This window comes from Flavobacterium turcicum (genome assembly GCF_011365745.1).
In the GTDB taxonomy this organism is placed as follows: Bacteria; Bacteroidota; Bacteroidia; order Flavobacteriales; family Flavobacteriaceae; genus Flavobacterium; species Flavobacterium turcicum.
Genome location: NZ_JAAOBY010000009.1, coordinates 129,687 through 148,900, shown reverse-complemented (window position 1 = coordinate 148,900; position 19,214 = coordinate 129,687). Strand labels below are relative to the sequence as shown.

Genomic DNA, 19,214 nt, shown 5'->3' with positions numbered 1-19,214 from the left:
ACACAAAAATCAATTTTTTAATTGCAGATAAATCAATAGTAGAAACTATGATGAATAACAGAAATAATAACAATAAAGATAAAAACCAAGTTAAAAGGTTTAATAAAATTTCTATTGGATTAGCATCACCAGAGTCGATCTTAAAAGAGTCAAGAGGTGAAGTATTAAAGCCGGAAACGATCAACTATAGAACGCACAAACCAGAGCGTGATGGTCTTTTTTGCGAGCGTATTTTCGGACCTGTAAAGGATTTCGAATGTGCGTGTGGAAAATACAAAAGAATTCGTTACAAAGGTATCATTTGCGACCGTTGTGGTGTTGAAGTTACAGAGAAAAAAGTACGTAGAGATAGAGTAGGTCACATTAATCTTGTGGTGCCAATTGCTCATATTTGGTATTTCCGTTCTTTGCCAAACAAAATTGGTTATATCCTTGGTCTTCCTTCTAAGAAATTAGATATGATCATTTACTACGAAAGATACGTAGTAATTCAAGCTGGTATTGCTAAAAATGCTGATGGCGAATCATTACAAAGATTGGATTTCTTGACAGAAGAAGAGTATTTGAATATTTTAGATACACTTCCTGCAGACAACCAATATTTAGATGATTTTGATCCTAATAAATTTGTTGCCAAAATGGGAGCAGAGTGTATTATGGATTTGTTAGCAAGAATTGATCTTGATGCATTATCATATTCATTAAGACACAGCGCTAACAATGAAACATCTAAACAACGTAAAACTGAAGCTTTAAAAAGATTACAAGTAGTTGAATCTTTCCGTGAGTCTAACTTAAACCGCGAAAACCGTCCTGAGTGGATGATTATGAAAGTGGTTCCAGTTATTCCACCAGAATTGCGTCCGCTTGTACCACTTGATGGAGGTCGTTTTGCAACTTCAGATTTAAATGATTTATACCGTCGTGTAATCATCCGTAACAACCGTTTGAAAAGATTAATGGAGATCAAAGCTCCAGAAGTTATCTTGAGAAACGAGAAACGTATGTTGCAAGAATCTGTAGATTCATTATTTGACAACACGCGTAAAGCATCTGCTGTTAAAACTGAATCAAACAGACCATTGAAATCACTTTCTGACTCTTTGAAAGGTAAGCAAGGTCGTTTCCGTCAAAACTTATTGGGTAAACGTGTGGATTATTCTGCTCGTTCGGTAATTGTTGTTGGACCAGAATTAAAATTATCAGAGTGCGGTATTCCTAAGGATATGGCAGCTGAATTGTACAAACCTTTTGTGATTCGTAAATTAATCGAAAGGGGAATTGTAAAAACAGTTAAATCTGCTAAAAAAATAATTGATAAAAAAGAGCCAGTTGTTTGGGATATCCTTGAAAATGTAATCAAAGGTCACCCAATCTTATTAAACCGTGCTCCTACTTTGCACCGTCTTGGTATCCAAGCGTTCCAACCGAAATTAATTGAAGGAAAAGCAATCCAATTGCACCCTTTAGTTTGTACGGCATTTAACGCGGATTTTGATGGGGATCAAATGGCGGTACACTTACCATTAGGACCAGAGGCTATCTTAGAAGCTCAGTTGTTAATGTTAGGTTCGCACAACATTTTGAACCCTGCAAATGGTGCTCCAATCACTGTACCATCTCAGGATATGGTCTTGGGTCTATATTATATGACCAAAGAACGTTTGTCAACTCCTGAATTGAAAATTTTAGGAGAAGGAATTACTTTCTATTCTGCAGAAGAAGTGAATATCGCTTTGAATGAAGGAAGAGTAGAATTGAATGCTCGTGTTAGAATTAGAGCAAAAGATTTCAATGAGGCTGGTGAATTAGTTTACCAAATCATTCAAACTACTGCTGGACGTGTATTGTTTAACGAAGTTGTTCCTGAAGCAGCTGGTTATATCAATGACGTATTGACAAAGAAAAACTTAAGAGATATTATTGGGCACGTACTTAGCTGTACAGATGTACCTACTACTGCTGCTTTCTTGGATAACATGAAAGATATGGGGTATAAATTCGCCTTCAAAGGTGGATTGTCATTCTCATTAGGTGATATTAGAATTCCAGACCAAAAACCTAAGTTAATTGCTGATGCAAGAGAGCAAGTTCAAGGTATCTCTGCTAACTATAACATGGGTCTTATTACTAATAACGAGCGTTACAACCAAGTTATTGATGTTTGGACTTCTGCTAATGCGCAATTAACAGAGTTAGCAATGAAAAACATTAGAGAGGATCAACAAGGATTTAACTCTGTGTACATGATGCTTGACTCTGGAGCGAGGGGTTCTAAGGAACAAATTCGTCAGTTAACTGGTATGCGTGGTTTGATGGCTAAGCCTAAAAAATCTACTGCTGGTGGTGGTGAAATTATTGAAAACCCAATTCTTTCTAACTTTAAAGAAGGTCTTTCGATCCTTGAGTACTTTATCTCTACTCACGGTGCTCGTAAAGGTCTTGCGGATACCGCTCTTAAAACAGCTGATGCTGGATACTTGACTCGTAGATTACATGACGTTTCACAAGATGTAATTGTAAATATCGATGATTGTGGTACATTAAGAGGTGTTGAAGTTTCAGCATTGAAAAAGAACGAAGAGATCGTAGAATCATTAGGAGAGAGAATCTTAGGACGTGTAGTGTTACAAGATTTAATTAATCCTTTGACAAGCGAAGTACTAGTTCGTTCAGGTGAGCAAATTACTGAAGTAATTATGAAAGCGATCGACGCTTCTCCAATAGAGAAAGTTGAAGTTCGTTCTCCATTAACATGTGAGGCTCTAAAAGGAATTTGTGCTAAGTGCTACGGTCGTAACCTAGCAACTGGTAAAATGACTCAAAGAGGTGAAGCTGTTGGTGTAATTGCAGCACAGTCTATTGGTGAGCCAGGTACACAGTTGACATTACGTACTTTCCACGTTGGAGGGGTTGCGGGTGGTATTTCTGAAGAATCAAGCATTGTAACTAAGTTTGCAGGTAAGCTTGAAATCGAAGATCTTAAAACTGTTAAAGGTGAAGATAGCGAAGGAAACTCGGTAGATATCGTTGTTTCTCGTTCTACTGAATTGAAATTAATTGACGAAAGAACAGGTATTTTATTAAGTACCAATAACATTCCTTACGGTTCTAGTATTTTTGTTGCAGATGGTCAATCTGTTGCAAAAGGAGAAGTGATCTGTAAATGGGATCCATATAACGGGGTTATTGTTTCTGAGTTTACTGGTAAAATTGCTTACGAAGATTTAGAGCAAGGACAATCGTTCATGGTTGAAATCGATGAGCAAACTGGTTTCCAAGAAAAAGTAATTTCTGAATCAAGAGCTAAAAAATTAATTCCAACTTTATTAGTTTACGGTAAAGATGGTGAATTGATTCGTTCATACAACTTACCAGTTGGAGCCCACTTGATGGTTGAAAATGGTGAGAAAATTAAAGCAGGTAAAGTTTTGGTAAAAATCCCTCGTCGTTCTTCTAAATCAGGAGATATTACCGGAGGTTTACCAAGAATTACAGAGTTGTTAGAAGCTCGTAATCCATCTAACCCAGCTGTAGTTTCTGAAATTGATGGTGTTGTTTCTTTTGGAAAAATCAAAAGAGGTAACCGCGAAATTGTTATCGAATCTAAATTTGGAGATGTTCGTAAATACCTAGTTAAATTATCAAGTCAAATTCTTGTTCAAGAAAATGACTTCGTAAGAGCAGGTGTGCCATTGTCTGACGGAGCAATTACTCCAGATGATATTTTAAGAATTCAAGGTCCAGCTGCTGTTCAACAGTACTTGGTAAATGAAATCCAAGAGGTATACCGATTACAAGGTGTAAAAATTAACGACAAACACTTCGAGGTTGTTATTCGTCAAATGATGCGCAAAGTAAGAGTACAAGATCCAGGTGATACTTTATTCTTAGAAGATCAATTGATTCATACTAAAGATTTCATCGTTCAAAACGATAAATTATACGGTATGAAAGTGGTAGAGGATGCTGGAGATTCAGCTGTATTAAAAGAAGGACAAATCATTACGCCTCGTGAGTTGCGTGACGAAAACTCTTTATTGAAACGTACAGATAAAAATCTAGTAGTAGCTCGTGATGTGGTAACTGCAACAGCAACTCCAGTATTACAGGGTATTACAAGAGCTTCGCTTCAAACTAAATCATTTATCTCTGCGGCATCGTTCCAGGAAACTACTAAAGTATTAAATGAAGCTGCAGTTGCAGGTAAAATTGATTACTTAGAAGGATTGAAAGAAAATGTAATTGTAGGTCATAGAATCCCAGCCGGTACAGGTATGAGAGAGTACGATCACACAATTGTAGGTTCAAAAGACGATTACAATGATATGATGGCTAACAAAGAGGAGTACATCTATTAAGGTTTTAGTGCCTAGTCCTTAGTGATTTTTCATAAAGTTTAATCACTGAGGACTATTTAACTAACCACTAAATACTAAAAATATGAAAGATCAACCACAAGATCAAATTAATATCGAATTGGATGAAATTACTGCTGAAGGAATTTATTCTAACTTAGCAATAATAAATCACTCTTCGTCTGAGTTTGTTCTAGACTTTGTAAGCATCATGCCAGGTATACCTAAAGCAAAGGTGAAGTCAAGAATTGTTTTGACTCCGCAGCATGCTAAAAGATTATTGAAAGCGATTGGAGAAAATATTCATAGATTTGAAAGCGCTCATGGCGAGATCAAAGATACCGATCAAGCTCCAATTCCTTTAAATTTTGGCCCTGCTGGCCAGGCATAAATAATAGTTCAAAAGGCTCCAGTTTTTCTGGAGCCTTTTTTTTATGCACTATTTTAAATACCCGAAACGGCTTTTTTGTCTCGTAGATCTAAAGTTTCTATTAATTTTTTACTGTCGGACTTCCTTGTTATAATTATCCTTGATTTTTGTTAAGATCCAGTTTAACAGTGCTTAATATACTCAATTTGTACTTTGAACGAGTTTTATAGCGCTTTGTCGAGAATATTTTTGGACAATATACTAATGTTATACTTTCGTGCTCGAGATAGAGAAAAAACGACTATCCGCATAAAATTAGAAAGTAATATGAATCATTTTTCTTTTAAAGTAAGCAACAAATTTATACTAAACACCTTGATGGTGCTTGCTTTTACTTTGGTATCTTCTTCTTCATTTGGTCAAACTACAAATACGGTGGCAGAAATGAATCAGACAGAAGTTACTTCTACTAAAACAGAAAATGTTTCTGCAACTACTACTACAAATTCTATGAATTTTGTTTTGTGGTTTATGGGTTCAAAACAAGATCCTAACAAAACAATAAATCCAGAAGGGACAACAACAAAAAAACAAATTATTACCTCTGGTACTGCTCCAAATAGATTGCTAATTAAAGCATTCTTAAAAAAAGCTTCTAGTTTAGAAAGTATGATTGCCTAATAATTGATTTAAGAAGACAAAAAAAACGCTACTTGAGAAAGTAGCGTTTTTTTTGTCTTCATTACAAATGCAAGGTACGTTAATAGTTTTAATTTTTACTCAAACTCTGAGGTAAAGAATAGTTTTACATTAGGGTATTTACTTTGAGTCATTTGAATTGTAAAGTCCGAATCGGCCAAGAATACTAATTGTCCGTATTTATCGTGAGCCAAGAATTTTTGTTTGATACGTCTGAATTCTTTAAACTCATCACTTTTAGAGTCGTTTGGTTTTACCCAACAAGCCTTGTGCACTGGAAAATTTTCGTAAGTACATTTTGCACCATATTCATGCTCTAATCGGTATTGAATTACTTCGTATTGTAGAGCACCAACTGTTCCAATTATTTTTCTGTTATTCATTTCAAGCGTAAAAAGCTGTGCCACACCTTCATCCATTAACTGATCAACTCCTTTATCCAACTGCTTTGCTTTCATTGGATCTGCATTATTGATATACCTAAAGTGCTCTGGAGAAAAGCTCGGAATTCCTTTAAAACTCATTACTTCACCTTCTGTAAGTGTATCTCCAATTTTAAAGTTTCCGGTATCGTGCAAACCTACAATATCTCCCGGATAGGAAATGTCTACAATTTCTTTTTTCTCTGCAAAGAAAGCATTCGGGCTTGAGAACTTTAAATTCTTCTTTTGACGTACGTGATAATACGGTTTATTTCTTTCAAATGTACCAGACACAATTTTGATAAAAGCCAAACGGTCGCGGTGCTTAGGATCCATATTGGCATGGATTTTAAAAACAAAACCAGTCATTTTTTGTTCAGCAGGATCCACTAATCTCGTTTCGGAGTCTTTTGGTCTAGGCGATGGTGCTATTTGAACAAAACAATCCAATAATTCACGAACCCCAAAATTATTTAAAGCCGAACCAAAAAACACAGGTTGCAACTTCCCATCTAAATAGTCTTGGCGATCAAATTTCGGATACACTTCGTCAATTAATTCTAGTTCTTCACGAAGTTTATCAGCAGGTTTTTGTCCAATAATTTTTTCCAGCTCTGGACTTTGTACATCTGAAAAAGCTATTGTTTCCTCAATATTCTTGCGGCTGTCACCACTAAATAAGTTAATGTTTTGTTCCCATAAATTATAAATACCTTGAAAATCGTAACCCATTCCTATAGGGAAACTCAATGGAGTGACAGCGAGTCCTAATTTTTGTTCTACTTCGTCCATCAAGTCAAAAGCATCTTGTCCTTCGCGGTCTAATTTATTGATGAAAACAATAATTGGTATTTTTCGCATTCTACAAACAGCGACTAATTTTTCTGTTTGTTCTTCGACACCTTTGGCAACGTCAATCACTACAATTACGCTGTCTACGGCTGTTAATGTTCTAAAAGTATCTTCGGCAAAATCCTTGTGACCAGGCGTATCAAGGATGTTAATTTTTTTATCTTGGTAGTTAAAAGCTAAAACGGATGTAGAAACTGAGATACCTCTTTGGCGTTCAATTTCCATAAAGTCACTGGTAGCTCCTTTTTTTATTTTATTGTTTTTTACAGCACCTGCTTCTTGAATAGCACCACCAAAAAGGAGGAGCTTTTCTGTAAGTGTTGTTTTTCCGGCATCGGGATGCGATATAATTCCAAAAGTTCTTCTGCGTTGTATTTCTTCTAAAAAAGCCATGTGTATATATAAATAGGTTGCAAAAGTACTATTTATAAATGCCAATTAAAAAAAATGTACTCTCTAAAAGCAAGAATGTCAAAGTGGTTTCAGCATCGTATTTCGGTTTGAATTAGAGTTTATTAGTAATGCTGTATAAAAAAAGGCCACCGTATTTGGTAGCCTTTGATTTTACATATTGATAGACCATATGGAATAGCCATTTGGTGGGCATTGTATTTTAACCCATTTGTCTGCTTGTGTAGTAGGATACCAACCAGAATTCCCAGTGAAATCTTTTATTTGAGCATTGGTCCAATTGGTTTGAATCCATCGTTCTTGCCAAGTATTTGAATTATTGATGTAAACAACTAATCCTGGGTTCCCATTGTATCCGTTTCGTCTAGCGATATATTCATCCGTATCGGTATATAAAATGGAGGTATTTCCTGTGGCTTTGTTATTGTGAATCCAAATTAAATTGTTCATTTTAGTTTTGTTCAGCCATTCTTCATAATCTCTGTAAAAAATAGTTGGATACCCTTCATGAGTTAAAATGTAGGCGTAAGCCAATTCTTTTTTCCAAATTTCGTCAGTGTCATGATTGGCAACAAATGTAACCGCCTTATATGGATTTCGTTTCCACATCATGTCATCGTTTAATAAGTTCAGGTTGTTATTGTCAAATGCGTCATTCATTTTGTAATAGCAAGCAAAATCAAAAACAGAACTGTTGGCATTATTAGCCCAATTATTTAGCAAATCAACATTGGAATCCCAAAGTTCACCTACTGAAAATCCACCTACATTGGCATTCCAATCACGAATTACCCATGGAGCAAAGCCTTTGACATAATCAAATCGCCATCCGTCAAATTTCATCGTATTTTTGTAAAATTTCCCAACTCCATCGGCTCTTTTCCATAACCAATCTTGTACATTAGGCACTACGTGAGCAAGATCAGGAAATCCACCAAAGGATCCCTCGTCATTGTTTCCATAGGCATTTTTGTAAAAATCGGCACTTGTTCTCTTGAATTTACCTGAGGCTACTCCTGTGAAATTAGTATAGGTTTGAGTTCCTGTAAACGGATTGCTTTCTAATTGTCCGCCACTATTATGATTGAGGACCATATCGGCATACACTTGCATGTTTTCAGTATGTACTTTTGTAATTAAACTTTCCAGTTCGGTTTTGGATCCAAAACGAGTTTCAACGGTTCCATTTTGATTGAAATTACCAAAATCGAAGTAGTCTGTAGGGTCATATCCCATGGAGAATGGTCCGTTTTGTGCTTTCGATACAGGAGGTAGCCAGATTGCGCCAATACCGGCGTTTGACCATGCAGTAATTTTTGAATTCACCACATTCCACCATGTACCTCCCGCAGGAACATCCCAGTAAAAGGCTTGCATCATGACTCCTCCACCAGGGTTAGCTACATAGCGACCGTTTGAAAGATTAGTTTTTTTACCGGTATCAAATGGACGACCGTCATGTGTTGTTACATTGATCGTTTTGAATTCTTTTGCTGTTTCAAGGGTGTTTGCCGCATCGTCATTGCTACAAGAATACAAAGCCATTAAGGCGGTGGTCAGCGCAAAAATTTTAAAAATTGGTTTTTTCATGGTTTGATAGTTTGGTTAATTTATTAGAGGGAATTTTCTACAACTTATTTAGCTAAATTTCTTTTTGCTGATGATATGTATATTTTAATGTGTTTAATTTTGTGAATAATTTATTTTTTTACGAATATATTTTTATTATTCGAAATGCTGTTTATTATTTTTTCTTGCGAATCACGAAAACGTTATAGTGTTTACAACTTTATTTCTTACAATAAACAACGTAAGTAATATTTTATTTTTTTAAAAATCAATCCTTGTATTCTTGACAATAGTTAGCAGTTGTTTCGCAAGGTTTTAAATAGGCTTTTGTTAACAGCTTTTAGAGGGGAGTTTGCTTGAAATTGTTCTTATTTTTTTCCCTATAATTTTTTGTTAATAGTACCAATGAAACTTGTTTTGTGTCAATGAATTGCTATTTTTGTTCGCTTGAACTGATTAAGCAGTTGCATACAATTTTGACTTTATATTTGAAGTTATTTTTGAAAGTGTATATTTGCCAGCCGCTTCATTTATTTAGTATTGCAATAGCGAAACTAAAAGCTTAATTATAAAATTATTACATCAATTAATACTACCATTAAAATGAAATTTATCACTAGCAAAAGTGTCTTGTTACTTACTTTAGTTTGTCTCTTTTTTGTAAGTACTCAGGCCAATGCACAAGAGATTATTATCGATTCTGTTGCTGCTCCAGTTAAAAAAGCGCCTTCAAAAGGAAAGCTAAAAGTAGACGGAGTTATTGCTACCGTAGGTGATTACATCATTTTAGATTCAGATATTGATAAGTCATATCTAGAAATTGCTGCTAACGGTGGTTCTGTAAAGGATATTACCAGATGTCAAATGTTAGGTAAATTACTCGAAGATAAATTATATGCACACCAAGCTGTACAAGATAGTATTATTGTCTCAGATGCAGAAGTGAAAGGAATGTTGGAGGAAAGATTGACCTACCTTGTAAGTCAAATCGGCTCGATGGAAAAGGTAATTCAGTACTATAAAAAAGACTCTGAAGAAGATTTTAGAACTTATTTTGCAGATATTTTGAAAGAAGGTAAGTTAACTTCTGAAATGACCAAAAAGATTGTTGATGCTGTAGAAATTACACCTGAAGAAGTACGCAATTATTTTAAAGATATTCCAAAAGAAGATTTACCATCATTTGGAGTGGAGTTGGAAGTAGCGCAAATTGTGGTGGAACCAAAGGTTTCACAAGAAGACAAACAGAAGGTTATTGATAGATTAAATGAGTTTAAGAAGGAAATTCAAGAGGGTTCTAGTTTTTCTACAAAAGCGGTTTTATACTCTCAAGATCCAGGCTCAAGAGCTAATGGTGGTTATTACAAGATGAATCGTAAAACTCCTTTTGTAAAAGAATTTAAAGAAGTTGCTTTTAGTTTAGCTGAGGGTGAAATATCAGCCCCTTTTGAAACAGAATTTGGTTTTCATATAATATACATAGAGAAAATAAAAGGGCAAGAGGTAGAATTACGTCATATTTTGTTAGCACCAACTGTAACTGAAACTTCTTTGAAAGAAGCTAAAGAAAAAATTGCACTTATCAAAAAGAGAATCGAAGCTAAAGAAATTACATTTGCAGAAGCTGCAAGAAGTTTATCTGATGAAAAACAGACTAGAGCAAATGGTGGAGCGCTAATAAATCCTCAAACTCAGGATACTCGTTTTGAGTTGACCAAGATGGATCCATCTTTTTATAGTCAGGTTTCCAATTTAAAAACCAACGAAATTTCAGCACCAATTTTAGATCAAGATGATCAAGGTAAAAAGAAATTTAAAATCATAACAGTTACCAATCGTATTGATGAGCATGCTGCTGATTATGCCAAAGATTACATAAAAATTAAAGAGTTAGCGTTAAACAAAAAACGTATAACCGCTATTGGTAAATGGTTTGATGAGAAAATTAAAGAAACTTACATAAAAATTGTTGGGGAATACAGAGATTGTACTTTCACTAATAATTGGTTAAAAAAATAAGCGCTTATTTTCTGATTGAGAAGTTTCATATTTTTTTCGATAAATTAATAAAAAGAGTTAGTTTTATGTTTTCATAAAAACTAACTCTTTTTCATTTAAAAATACTTTATACATGTCAGACGTAGCTGCAGTTCAAAATTTAGTTCAAAAAAGAAATGATTTAAAAAAAGAAATCGCCAAAATTATCGTTGGGCAAGATGCCGTTGTAGAACAAATTTTATTGTGCGTTTTTAGTGGTGGTCACGCTTTGCTTGTAGGTGTTCCGGGTTTAGCAAAAACATTATTGGTAAATACATTAGCGCAAGCCTTGGGGTTAGATTTTAAACGTATTCAATTTACACCAGATTTGATGCCGTCGGATATTTTGGGAAGCGAAATTTTAGATGAAAATCGTCAATTCAAATTCATCAAAGGACCTATTTTTTCAAACATAATTCTCGCTGACGAGATTAATAGAACACCGCCTAAAACTCAGGCAGCTTTGCTCGAAGCCATGCAGGAGCGCTCGGTAACTATAGCAGGAGCCAATTACAAACTTGCTTTGCCTTATTTCGTATTGGCAACCCAAAACCCAATTGAGCAAGAAGGTACTTATCCTTTGCCCGAAGCGCAACTAGATCGTTTTATGTTTTCTATTAAATTAGAATATCCTAGTTTTCAAGAGGAAGTACAAGTTGTAAAACAAACTACCGCCGATTTAAAAGCAGTAGTCGATCCTTTGTTTACCGCTCAAGAAATTATCGATTTCCAACAATTAATTCGTCGTATTCCGGTTGCTGATAATGTGATTGAATATGCTGTGACTTTGGTTAGTAAAACGCGTCCTGATAATAATTTGGCAACTGAATTTGTGAAAAATTATTTAGATTGGGGTGCAGGACCACGTGCATCGCAAAACTTGATTTTAGCAGCGAAAACTCATGCCGTTTTTCATGGTAAATTTTCTCCAGATATCGAAGATGTAAAAGCAGTAGCTATTGGAATTTTACGTCACAGAATTATTAAAAATTACAAAGCCGATGCGGAGGGAATTACAGAGGAAATGATCATTACAAAGTTGTTTTAAAGACAAGAAATTCTATTTTTAATTACCAATTTTAAGACGAACTACAACGTTTTCTTGAAATTGGTATTTTTTGTTTTTACGAAATAATTAAAAAGTGTTTTGTTTCTTGAGGATATAGCACAAATATGTTAATATTTTATTTTATTCTTATTTTAAAGCATTTGATTTCAGTATTTACTAATAGTATTTTTTCAAATGGTCACTTTCATTATATTTTTTTAAATTTCATCTTAATCTACTAAATTTGCTAGATAAATAAATAGTTTCTGCTTTTGTCTCTGATTTGCTCAAAGTAAAAGTTGTAAACATAGAAAAACATTCCAATTATGAGTTTATATAACGATTATCTACAAGAAATCGAAGACAGAAAAGGGCAGGGACTTCATCCAAAGCCAATTGATGGTGCAGACTTAATTAGCGAAATCATCTCTCAAATTAAAGACACAGCGAATGCACATCGTGAAGCGTCTCTTCAGTTCTTTATTTACAATGTAGTGCCAGGAACAACACCTGCAGCAGCTCAAAAAGCCGCGTTCTTAAAAGAAATTATTTTAGGTACTGAAGTAGTTGCTGAAATTACCCCAGCATTTGCATTAGAGTTGTTATCACACATGAAAGGTGGTCCTTCAATCAAAGTTCTATTAGATATTGCTTTGGGTGACGATGCCGAAAAAGCTTTGGCTGCAGCCGAAGTTTTAAAAACACAAGTGTATTTGTATGAAGCAGATACAGATCGTTTAGAAGCAGCTTACAAAGAAGGCAACGCAATTGCGACTTCTATTTTAGAAAGTTATGCTAAAGCGGAATTTTTTACGAAACTTCCTGAAGTTGCTGAAGAAATTCAAGTAGTGACGTTCATTGCTGGCGAAGGTGATATTTCAACTGATTTATTGTCGCCTGGAAATCAAGCGCACTCGCGTTCTGATCGTGAGTTACACGGTAAATGTTTCATTTCGCCAGAAGCACAACAAGGAATTGAAGCTTTAAAAGCGCAACATCCAGACAAAAGTGTGATGCTTATTGCTGAAAAAGGTACTATGGGTGTAGGTTCTTCTAGAATGTCTGGTGTGAACAACGTAGCACTTTGGGCAGGAAAACAAGCTAGTCCATACGTACCATTCATCAACATTGCTCCAATTGTGGCGGGAACAAATGGTATTTCTCCAATCTTCTTAACGACAGTTGATGTAACTGGTGGAATCGGTTTGGATTTGAAAAACTGGGTTAAAAAAACAGATGCAAACGGTGAAGTACTTCGTAATGAAAGTGGTGATCCAATTCTTGAAGAAGCATATTCTGTAGCAACTGGAACGGTTTTGACTATCAATACTAAAACCAAAAAATTATACAAAGACGGTGAAGAGTTGATCGATATTTCGAAAGCTTTCACACCTCAAAAAATGGAATTTATCAAAGCAGGTGGTTCCTACGCTATTGTTTTTGGTAAAAAATTACAAACTTTTGCTTCTAAAACATTAGGAATCGCAACGGTTCCAGTTTTTGCACCTTCAAAAGAAGTTTCTGTAGAAGGACAAGGTTTAACAGCAGTAGAAAAAATATTCAATAAAAACGCAGTAGGAGCTACTCCTGGTAAAATATTACATGCTGGTTCAGATGTTCGTGTAACAGTAAACATCGTAGGATCTCAAGATACTACTGGTTTGATGACTGCACAAGAATTAGAGTCGATGGCAGCTACAGTAATTTCTCCAATTGTAGATGGTGCTTACCAATCAGGATGTCATACAGCTTCGGTTTGGGATAATAAATCGAAGGCGAATATTCCAAGACTGATGAAATTCATGAATGATTTTGGTTTAATTACAGCTCGTGATCCAAAAGGAGAATACCACGCCATGACCGACGTAATTCACAAGGTTTTAAATGACATTACTGTTGATGAATGGGCTATCATTATTGGTGGAGATTCACATACTAGAATGTCAAAAGGTGTTGCTTTTGGTGCCGATTCAGGAACTGTAGCATTAGCATTAGCAACAGGTGAGGCATCTATGCCAATTCCAGAATCTGTAAAAGTGACTTTTAAAGGAAACATGAAGAACTACATGGATTTCCGTGATGTGGTACATGCTACACAATCGCAAATGTTACAACAGTTTGGTGGCGAAAATGTTTTTCAAGGTCGTATTATCGAAGTACACATTGGAACATTAACTGCAGATCAAGCTTTTACGTTTACCGATTGGACTGCTGAAATGAAAGCAAAAGCTTCTATCTGTATTTCTGAAGATGCTACTTTAATTGAATCTTTAGAAATTGCAAAAGGTAGAATTCAAATTATGATTGATAAAGGTATGGACAACCAAAAGCAAGTGCTTAAAGGTTTGATCGATATCGCAAACAAAAGAATTGCTGAAATTCAGTCGGGTGAAAAACCAGCTTTAACTCCTGACGCTAATGCTAAATATTATGCTGAGGTAGTTATTGATTTGGATATTGTTGCTGAGCCAATGATTGCGGATCCAGATGTAAACAATGCTGATGTTTCTAAGCGTTATACTCACGATACAATCAGACCACTTTCGTTTTATGGCGGAACCAAACAAGTTGATCTTGGGTTTGTAGGATCTTGTATGGTTCACAAAGGCGATATGAAAATATTGGCACAAATGCTTAAAAATGTAGAAGCACAAAACGGTAAAGTAGAGTTCAAAGCACCATTAGTTGTTGCGCCGCCTACATATAATATTGTGGATGAATTAAAAGCAGAAGGTGATTGGGAAGTATTACAAAAATACTCTGGTTTTGAGTTTGATGACAACGCACCAAAAGCTGCAGCGCGTACCGAGTACGAAAACATGTTATACCTAGAGCGTCCCGGTTGTAACTTGTGTATGGGTAACCAAGAAAAAGCGTCAAAAGGAGATACGGTTATGGCAACATCAACTCGTTTATTCCAAGGTCGTGTGGTTGAAGATACCGACGGTAAAAAAGGAGAATCTTTACTTTCTTCTACGCCAGTAGTTGTTTTATCTACTATTTTAGGAAGAACACCTACTATCGAAGAGTATAAAACTGCTGTTGACGGAATCAACTTAACGCAATTCGCACCGTCTCATAAATTATTAGTAAAATAAGGTAAATTTTTGTTAATTTCCTTTCAAAAGCCTGAGTGTAATCGCTCAGGCTTTTTTTTGCTCTGATTTTTTCGTAACTTGTAGGTTCAATAACTGAAACAATAATCACTAAATACAAATTCTATGGCATTTGATATCGAAATGATCAAAAAAGTGTATGCTTCAATGCCTGCACGAGTAGATCAAGCACGTGAATTAGTGGGGCGTCCGCTTACCCTGACAGAGAAAATTTTATACAATCATCTTTGGGATAAAATGCCCGAAAAGCCATTCAGGCGAGGAGAGGATTATGTTGACTTTGCACCAGACCGCGTAGCCTGCCAAGATGCTACTGCTCAAATGGCTTTATTGCAATTTATGCATGCAGGAAAAAAAACTGTTACTGTTCCAACAACCGTGCATTGTGATCACTTGATTCAAGCTAAAGTAGATGCTGCAACCGATTTGGCTCGAGCTAAAACTCAAAGTAATGAGGTTTTTGATTTTTTATCATCGGTTTCAAATAAATATGGTATTGGTTTCTGGAAACCGGGAGCAGGAATAATCCATCAAGTAGTGTTGGAAAATTATGCTTTTCCTGGCGGATTAATGATTGGTACCGATTCGCATACCGTAAATGCTGGTGGTTTAGGAATGGTAGCCATTGGAGTGGGTGGCGCCGATGCAGTTGATGTAATGTCAGGAATGGCATGGGAACTAAAGTTTCCTAAATTAATTGGTGTGAAATTAACCGGTAAATTATCAGGTTGGACAGCACCAAAAGATGTGATTTTAAAAGTAGCAGGTATTCTTACCGTAAAAGGAGGAACCGGAGCCATTGTAGAATATTTTGGCGAAGGCGCCGTTGCAATGTCTTGCACGGGTAAAGGAACGATATGTAACATGGGTGCCGAAATTGGTGCGACGACGTCTACTTTTGGCTATGATGAATCAATGGCTAAATACTTGCGTGCTACTGATCGTGCTGACGTGGCCGCTGCCGCAGATGCTATTGCGCCGTACTTAACCGGAGATCCTGAAGTCTACGCAGATCCTGAAAAATATTTTGATCAAGTAATCGAAATTAATTTAGACGAATTAGAGCCACATCTTAACGGACCTTTTACGCCTGATTTGGCTACTCCGATTTCTAAAATGAAAGAAGAGGCCATCAAAAACAATTGGCCGCTCAAAATTGAAGTTGGTTTAATTGGTTCTTGCACCAATTCGTCGTACGAAGATATTGCACGCGCAGCTTCAATTGCGAAACAAGTAACGGATAAAAATTTAAAAATTAAATCAGAATTTACCATTACTCCAGGATCTGAGTTGGTGCGCTACACCATAGAGCGCGATGGTTTCATTGATACTTTTGACGCCATGGGAGCAACTGTTTTTGCTAATGCCTGCGGACCTTGCATCGGGATGTGGGATAGAGAAGGAGCTGAGAAAGAGGAACGCAATACCATCGTCCATTCCTTCAACAGAAATTTCTCAAAACGCGCCGATGGAAATCCAAATACCTTAGCTTTTGTTGGATCGCCTGAGTTGGTAACCGCTTTGGCCATAGCAGGTGATTTGAGCTTTAATCCTTTAACCGATACGCTTATCAACGAAAATGGTGAAGAAGTACGTCTTGACGCTCCATTTGGCGACGAATTGCCATCCAAAGGATTTGATGCCGAAGATCCAGGTTTTCAAGCGCCAGCTGCAGATGGAAGTGGTATTGCGGTGGCGGTTTCTCCAACTTCAGAGCGTTTGCAACTTTTGGAACCGTTTGAACCTTGGGACAAACAAAATATTACTGGAGCTAAGCTATTAATTAAAGCTTTTGGTAAATGTACTACTGATCACATCTCTATGGCCGGACCTTGGTTGCGTTTCAGAGGGCATTTGGATAACATTTCAAACAACATGCTTATTGGTGCGATCAATGCGTACAATCAAAAAGCAAATTCGGTTAAAAATCAAATTACTGGTCAATACGATGCTGTCCCTGCAGTGGCAAGAGCATACAAAGCAGCCGGAATTCCATCTATTGTCGTGGGTGATCACAATTATGGTGAAGGAAGTTCAAGAGAGCATGCCGCCATGGAGCCTCGTTTTTTAGGCGTAAAAGCAGTTTTAGTGAAATCGTTCGCGCGTATTCATGAAACCAACCTGAAAAAACAAGGAATGTTAGCGCTTACTTTTGCCTCAGAGGCTGATTATGACAAAATCCAAGAAGATGATACCATCAATTTTATCGACTTGATTGATTTTGCGCCGGGTAAACCGCTTACGCTAGCTTTCGTTCACAATGACGGAACCACGGATTACATACTGGCAAATCACACCTACAACGAAGGTCAAATCGGGTGGTTTGTTGCGGGATCAGCGCTCAATTTAATCGCAGCAGCTGGCAATGCTTAAATAATTTTGAACACAAACAATAACTCTCAAGGAAACTTGGGAGTTTTTTTTTAGGAGCTATTTCCCGCTATTCGCTTCCCTTTTTTTACTCAAGTGCTTTTTTTCTAAGTTACAAAAGGAGCTTCCTTTAGTCGCTCTTTGTTCCCAGAAAAAATAGCACTTGAGTTGCAAAAGAGGTCCGCTGCTATCGTGGCTAGTGAAAATTGCTTGTCTCAAGAATTATATTTTTTATCATTTTATTAAAATGTAACTATCTCGCGAAGCCAGTATTTCTAGAATGAAATTCAAAAAAAAGGGTTAAAGTTTCATTTTTCAACGTTAAAATTTAGAAAAGCGACCTGTTTTTTGATTAAATCACTTAAATTAGCTTTTTCGAAATTTTAAAGTCTCCAAAAGCAGTTGCACCCAGTAAAACATGCTGTCGTGATAAACGAAAACGTTCAGTAGCACGTAGCACTCGTATCGTTGCAGCTTAGAGAGCTAAATTGAAATAAAGTATATGAGTTCACGGATAGTATTAATTGTGTTGTTTTTTAATTGTTTTCTTGCCTTTGCTCAAGAAAAAACCATCAAGCATACCATCGTAAAAGGAGAAACCATTTCTAGTATTGCAGAAAAGTACGATGTAAAACAAAGCGCTATTTTTAAACTAAATCCAAGTGCTAAAAAACTTTTAAAACTAAATTCGGTTTTAATAATCCCAACTCACGAACCGCAGGTACTTCCTCAAAAAAATAAAAAAACAACCACAATCGTGACCAAAGAGCACGAGGTACAAGCTAAACAATCCTTTTACGCAATTGCAAAATTATACGGTATTACAGTTAATGATTTAAAAGAAGTAAATCCTTTATTGGCCAGTACCGAGTTGCAAATTGGTCAAAAAATCAATGTTCCCGCATCAGCCAAAGCAATTGAAAGTAGCGCGATTGCAACAGCAAAATCAGATTTTGTAACCAAAGAAGAAACTACCAAAACAGAAGCAATCCCTGCTGGAGAATCTTTTGAATGGGAAGTATTACCTAAAGAAACTAAATATTCGATTACCAAGAAATACGGAATTACAATCAAAGAATTCGACAAAGCCAATCCTACTTTGGGTGTGAAGGCTCTCAAAGTGGGACAAAAAGTTATAATTCCAGTCAGTCCAAATAGTAGTGTCGTTCTTGCCTCGGCAGTTCCAACAACATTAAATAGTGTTGCTAATGATAAAAAACTTGAAAATAAACAGCCAATTGAAACTGTTTCTAAGCAAGAAACAAAAACTAGCGAAGCTATTACAATAGTACGCGAAGTTTTACCCAAAGAAACAAAGTACGCTATTGCAAAACAATACGGTATTAGCGTTAAAGAGTTAGAAAACCAAAATCCAGCCATCAAAAATGGACTACCGGTGGGTTTTAAACTCAACATCACTTCAAGTACAATTCCAGAAGGGGAAGCAATTGCAGCCACTCCTATTTCTATCAATGATGCCGCAATTGAAAATAGCAAAATTGATTTTAATGCCACAACTAAACCTAATTTTAATCACGATTTTTTAGATCAATTGATCGAGAGTGCCTCTGAGAATATCGGTGTTCGTTACCGCTCGGGTGGTTCATCAAAAGCAGGGTTTGATTGTTCAGGATTGATGTGTAATACCTTTGGTGCTTTTGATATAAAATTACCTCGTACTTCAAGAGAGCAATCAACCGTTGGAGTTCAAGTTAGCGTTGAGGAAGCTCAAAAAGGAGATTTAATTTTCTTTAAAACCAATGGCCGCAGGCAAATTAATCACGTTGGGATGGTAGTTGAGGTCACCGATGGCGAAATTAAATTCATTCATTCCTCAACAAGTAATGGTGTAATTATTTCTTCGACAAAAGAGAAATATTACGAGAAAAACTTCTCACAGATCAATAGAGTAATTCAATAATAATAAAAAAGCCAAATCAAATATGATTTGGCTTTTTGCTT

10 protein-coding genes are annotated in these 19,214 nt (G+C 36.1%); 8 read left to right on the top strand and 2 right to left on the bottom strand.

What is annotated here, in order from left to right; all coding sequences use genetic code 11:
* Positions 1–47: 47 nt before the first annotated feature.
* The 3 genes from rpoC to G9Q29_RS14000 all read left to right on the top strand — a co-directional run bounded on the left by rpoC (position 48) and on the right by G9Q29_RS14000 (position 5,409).
* The gene (gene rpoC / locus G9Q29_RS14010; protein WP_166138839.1) at positions 48–4,361 is read left to right on the top strand and encodes a DNA-directed RNA polymerase subunit beta'; all 4,314 of its coding nucleotides are present in this window, start codon (positions 48–50) and stop codon (positions 4,359–4,361) included.
* 82 nt (positions 4,362–4,443) lie between these two features.
* Entirely contained in the window at positions 4,444–4,749 is a 306-nt protein-coding gene (locus G9Q29_RS14005; protein WP_166138765.1) for a DUF3467 domain-containing protein, read from the top strand.
* Between the two features lie 306 nt (positions 4,750–5,055).
* Entirely contained in the window at positions 5,056–5,409 is a 354-nt protein-coding gene (locus G9Q29_RS14000; protein ID WP_166138762.1) for a hypothetical protein, read from the top strand.
* A gap of 95 nt (positions 5,410–5,504) precedes the next feature.
* Here the strand turns inward: G9Q29_RS14000 and G9Q29_RS13995 are convergent, their stop codons facing one another.
* Together G9Q29_RS13995 and G9Q29_RS13990 are read right to left on the bottom strand one after the other, a co-directional pair.
* Complete coding sequence (locus G9Q29_RS13995) at positions 5,505–7,094, bottom strand: peptide chain release factor 3 (protein ID WP_166138759.1); 1,590 nt, start codon at positions 7,092–7,094, stop codon at positions 5,505–5,507.
* Positions 7,095–7,265: 171 nt separating this feature from the next.
* Positions 7,266–8,702, bottom strand: coding sequence for an alpha-amylase (locus G9Q29_RS13990; RefSeq protein WP_166138756.1), 1,437 nt, complete (start codon positions 8,700–8,702; stop codon positions 7,266–7,268).
* A 582-nt stretch (positions 8,703–9,284) separates the two neighbouring features.
* Here G9Q29_RS13990 and G9Q29_RS13985 point away from each other — a divergent pair.
* From G9Q29_RS13985 to G9Q29_RS13965, 5 genes are all read left to right on the top strand, one after another.
* Positions 9,285–10,700, top strand: coding sequence for a peptidylprolyl isomerase (locus G9Q29_RS13985; protein WP_166138753.1), 1,416 nt, complete (start codon positions 9,285–9,287; stop codon positions 10,698–10,700).
* 112 nt (positions 10,701–10,812) lie between these two features.
* Complete coding sequence (locus G9Q29_RS13980) at positions 10,813–11,766, top strand: AAA family ATPase (protein WP_166138750.1); 954 nt, start codon at positions 10,813–10,815, stop codon at positions 11,764–11,766.
* 326 nt (positions 11,767–12,092) lie between these two features.
* The gene (locus G9Q29_RS13975; RefSeq protein WP_166138746.1) at positions 12,093–14,864 is read left to right on the top strand and encodes a bifunctional aconitate hydratase 2/2-methylisocitrate dehydratase; all 2,772 of its coding nucleotides are present in this window, start codon (positions 12,093–12,095) and stop codon (positions 14,862–14,864) included.
* Between the two features lie 123 nt (positions 14,865–14,987).
* Positions 14,988–17,255 (top strand): aconitate hydratase, encoded by a 2,268-nt coding sequence (locus G9Q29_RS13970; protein WP_166138743.1) that lies wholly within the window; start codon positions 14,988–14,990, stop codon positions 17,253–17,255.
* A 499-nt stretch (positions 17,256–17,754) separates the two neighbouring features.
* On the top strand, positions 17,755–19,173 hold the full coding sequence (locus G9Q29_RS13965; RefSeq protein WP_166138738.1) for a C40 family peptidase: 1,419 nt from the start codon (positions 17,755–17,757) through the stop codon (positions 19,171–19,173).
* Positions 19,174–19,214: the final 41 nt, after the last annotated feature.

Excerpts from the sequence above, each read along its gene's own strand:
- rpoC (WP_166138839.1), top strand. The coding sequence starts at position 48 with ATGATGAATAACAGAAATAATAACAATAAAGATAAAAACCAAGTTAAA.
- G9Q29_RS14005 (WP_166138765.1), top strand. The coding sequence starts at position 4,444 with ATGAAAGATCAACCACAAGATCAAATTAATATCGAATTGGATGAAATT.
- G9Q29_RS14000 (WP_166138762.1), top strand. The coding sequence starts at position 5,056 with ATGAATCATTTTTCTTTTAAAGTAAGCAACAAATTTATACTAAACACC.
- G9Q29_RS13995 (WP_166138759.1), bottom strand. The coding sequence starts at position 7,094 with ATGGCTTTTTTAGAAGAAATACAACGCAGAAGAACTTTTGGAATTATA.
- G9Q29_RS13990 (WP_166138756.1), bottom strand. The coding sequence starts at position 8,702 with ATGAAAAAACCAATTTTTAAAATTTTTGCGCTGACCACCGCCTTAATG.
- G9Q29_RS13985 (WP_166138753.1), top strand. The coding sequence starts at position 9,285 with ATGAAATTTATCACTAGCAAAAGTGTCTTGTTACTTACTTTAGTTTGT.
- G9Q29_RS13980 (WP_166138750.1), top strand. The coding sequence starts at position 10,813 with ATGTCAGACGTAGCTGCAGTTCAAAATTTAGTTCAAAAAAGAAATGAT.
- G9Q29_RS13975 (WP_166138746.1), top strand. The coding sequence starts at position 12,093 with ATGAGTTTATATAACGATTATCTACAAGAAATCGAAGACAGAAAAGGG.
- G9Q29_RS13970 (WP_166138743.1), top strand. The coding sequence starts at position 14,988 with ATGGCATTTGATATCGAAATGATCAAAAAAGTGTATGCTTCAATGCCT.
- G9Q29_RS13965 (WP_166138738.1), top strand. The coding sequence starts at position 17,755 with ATGAGTTCACGGATAGTATTAATTGTGTTGTTTTTTAATTGTTTTCTT.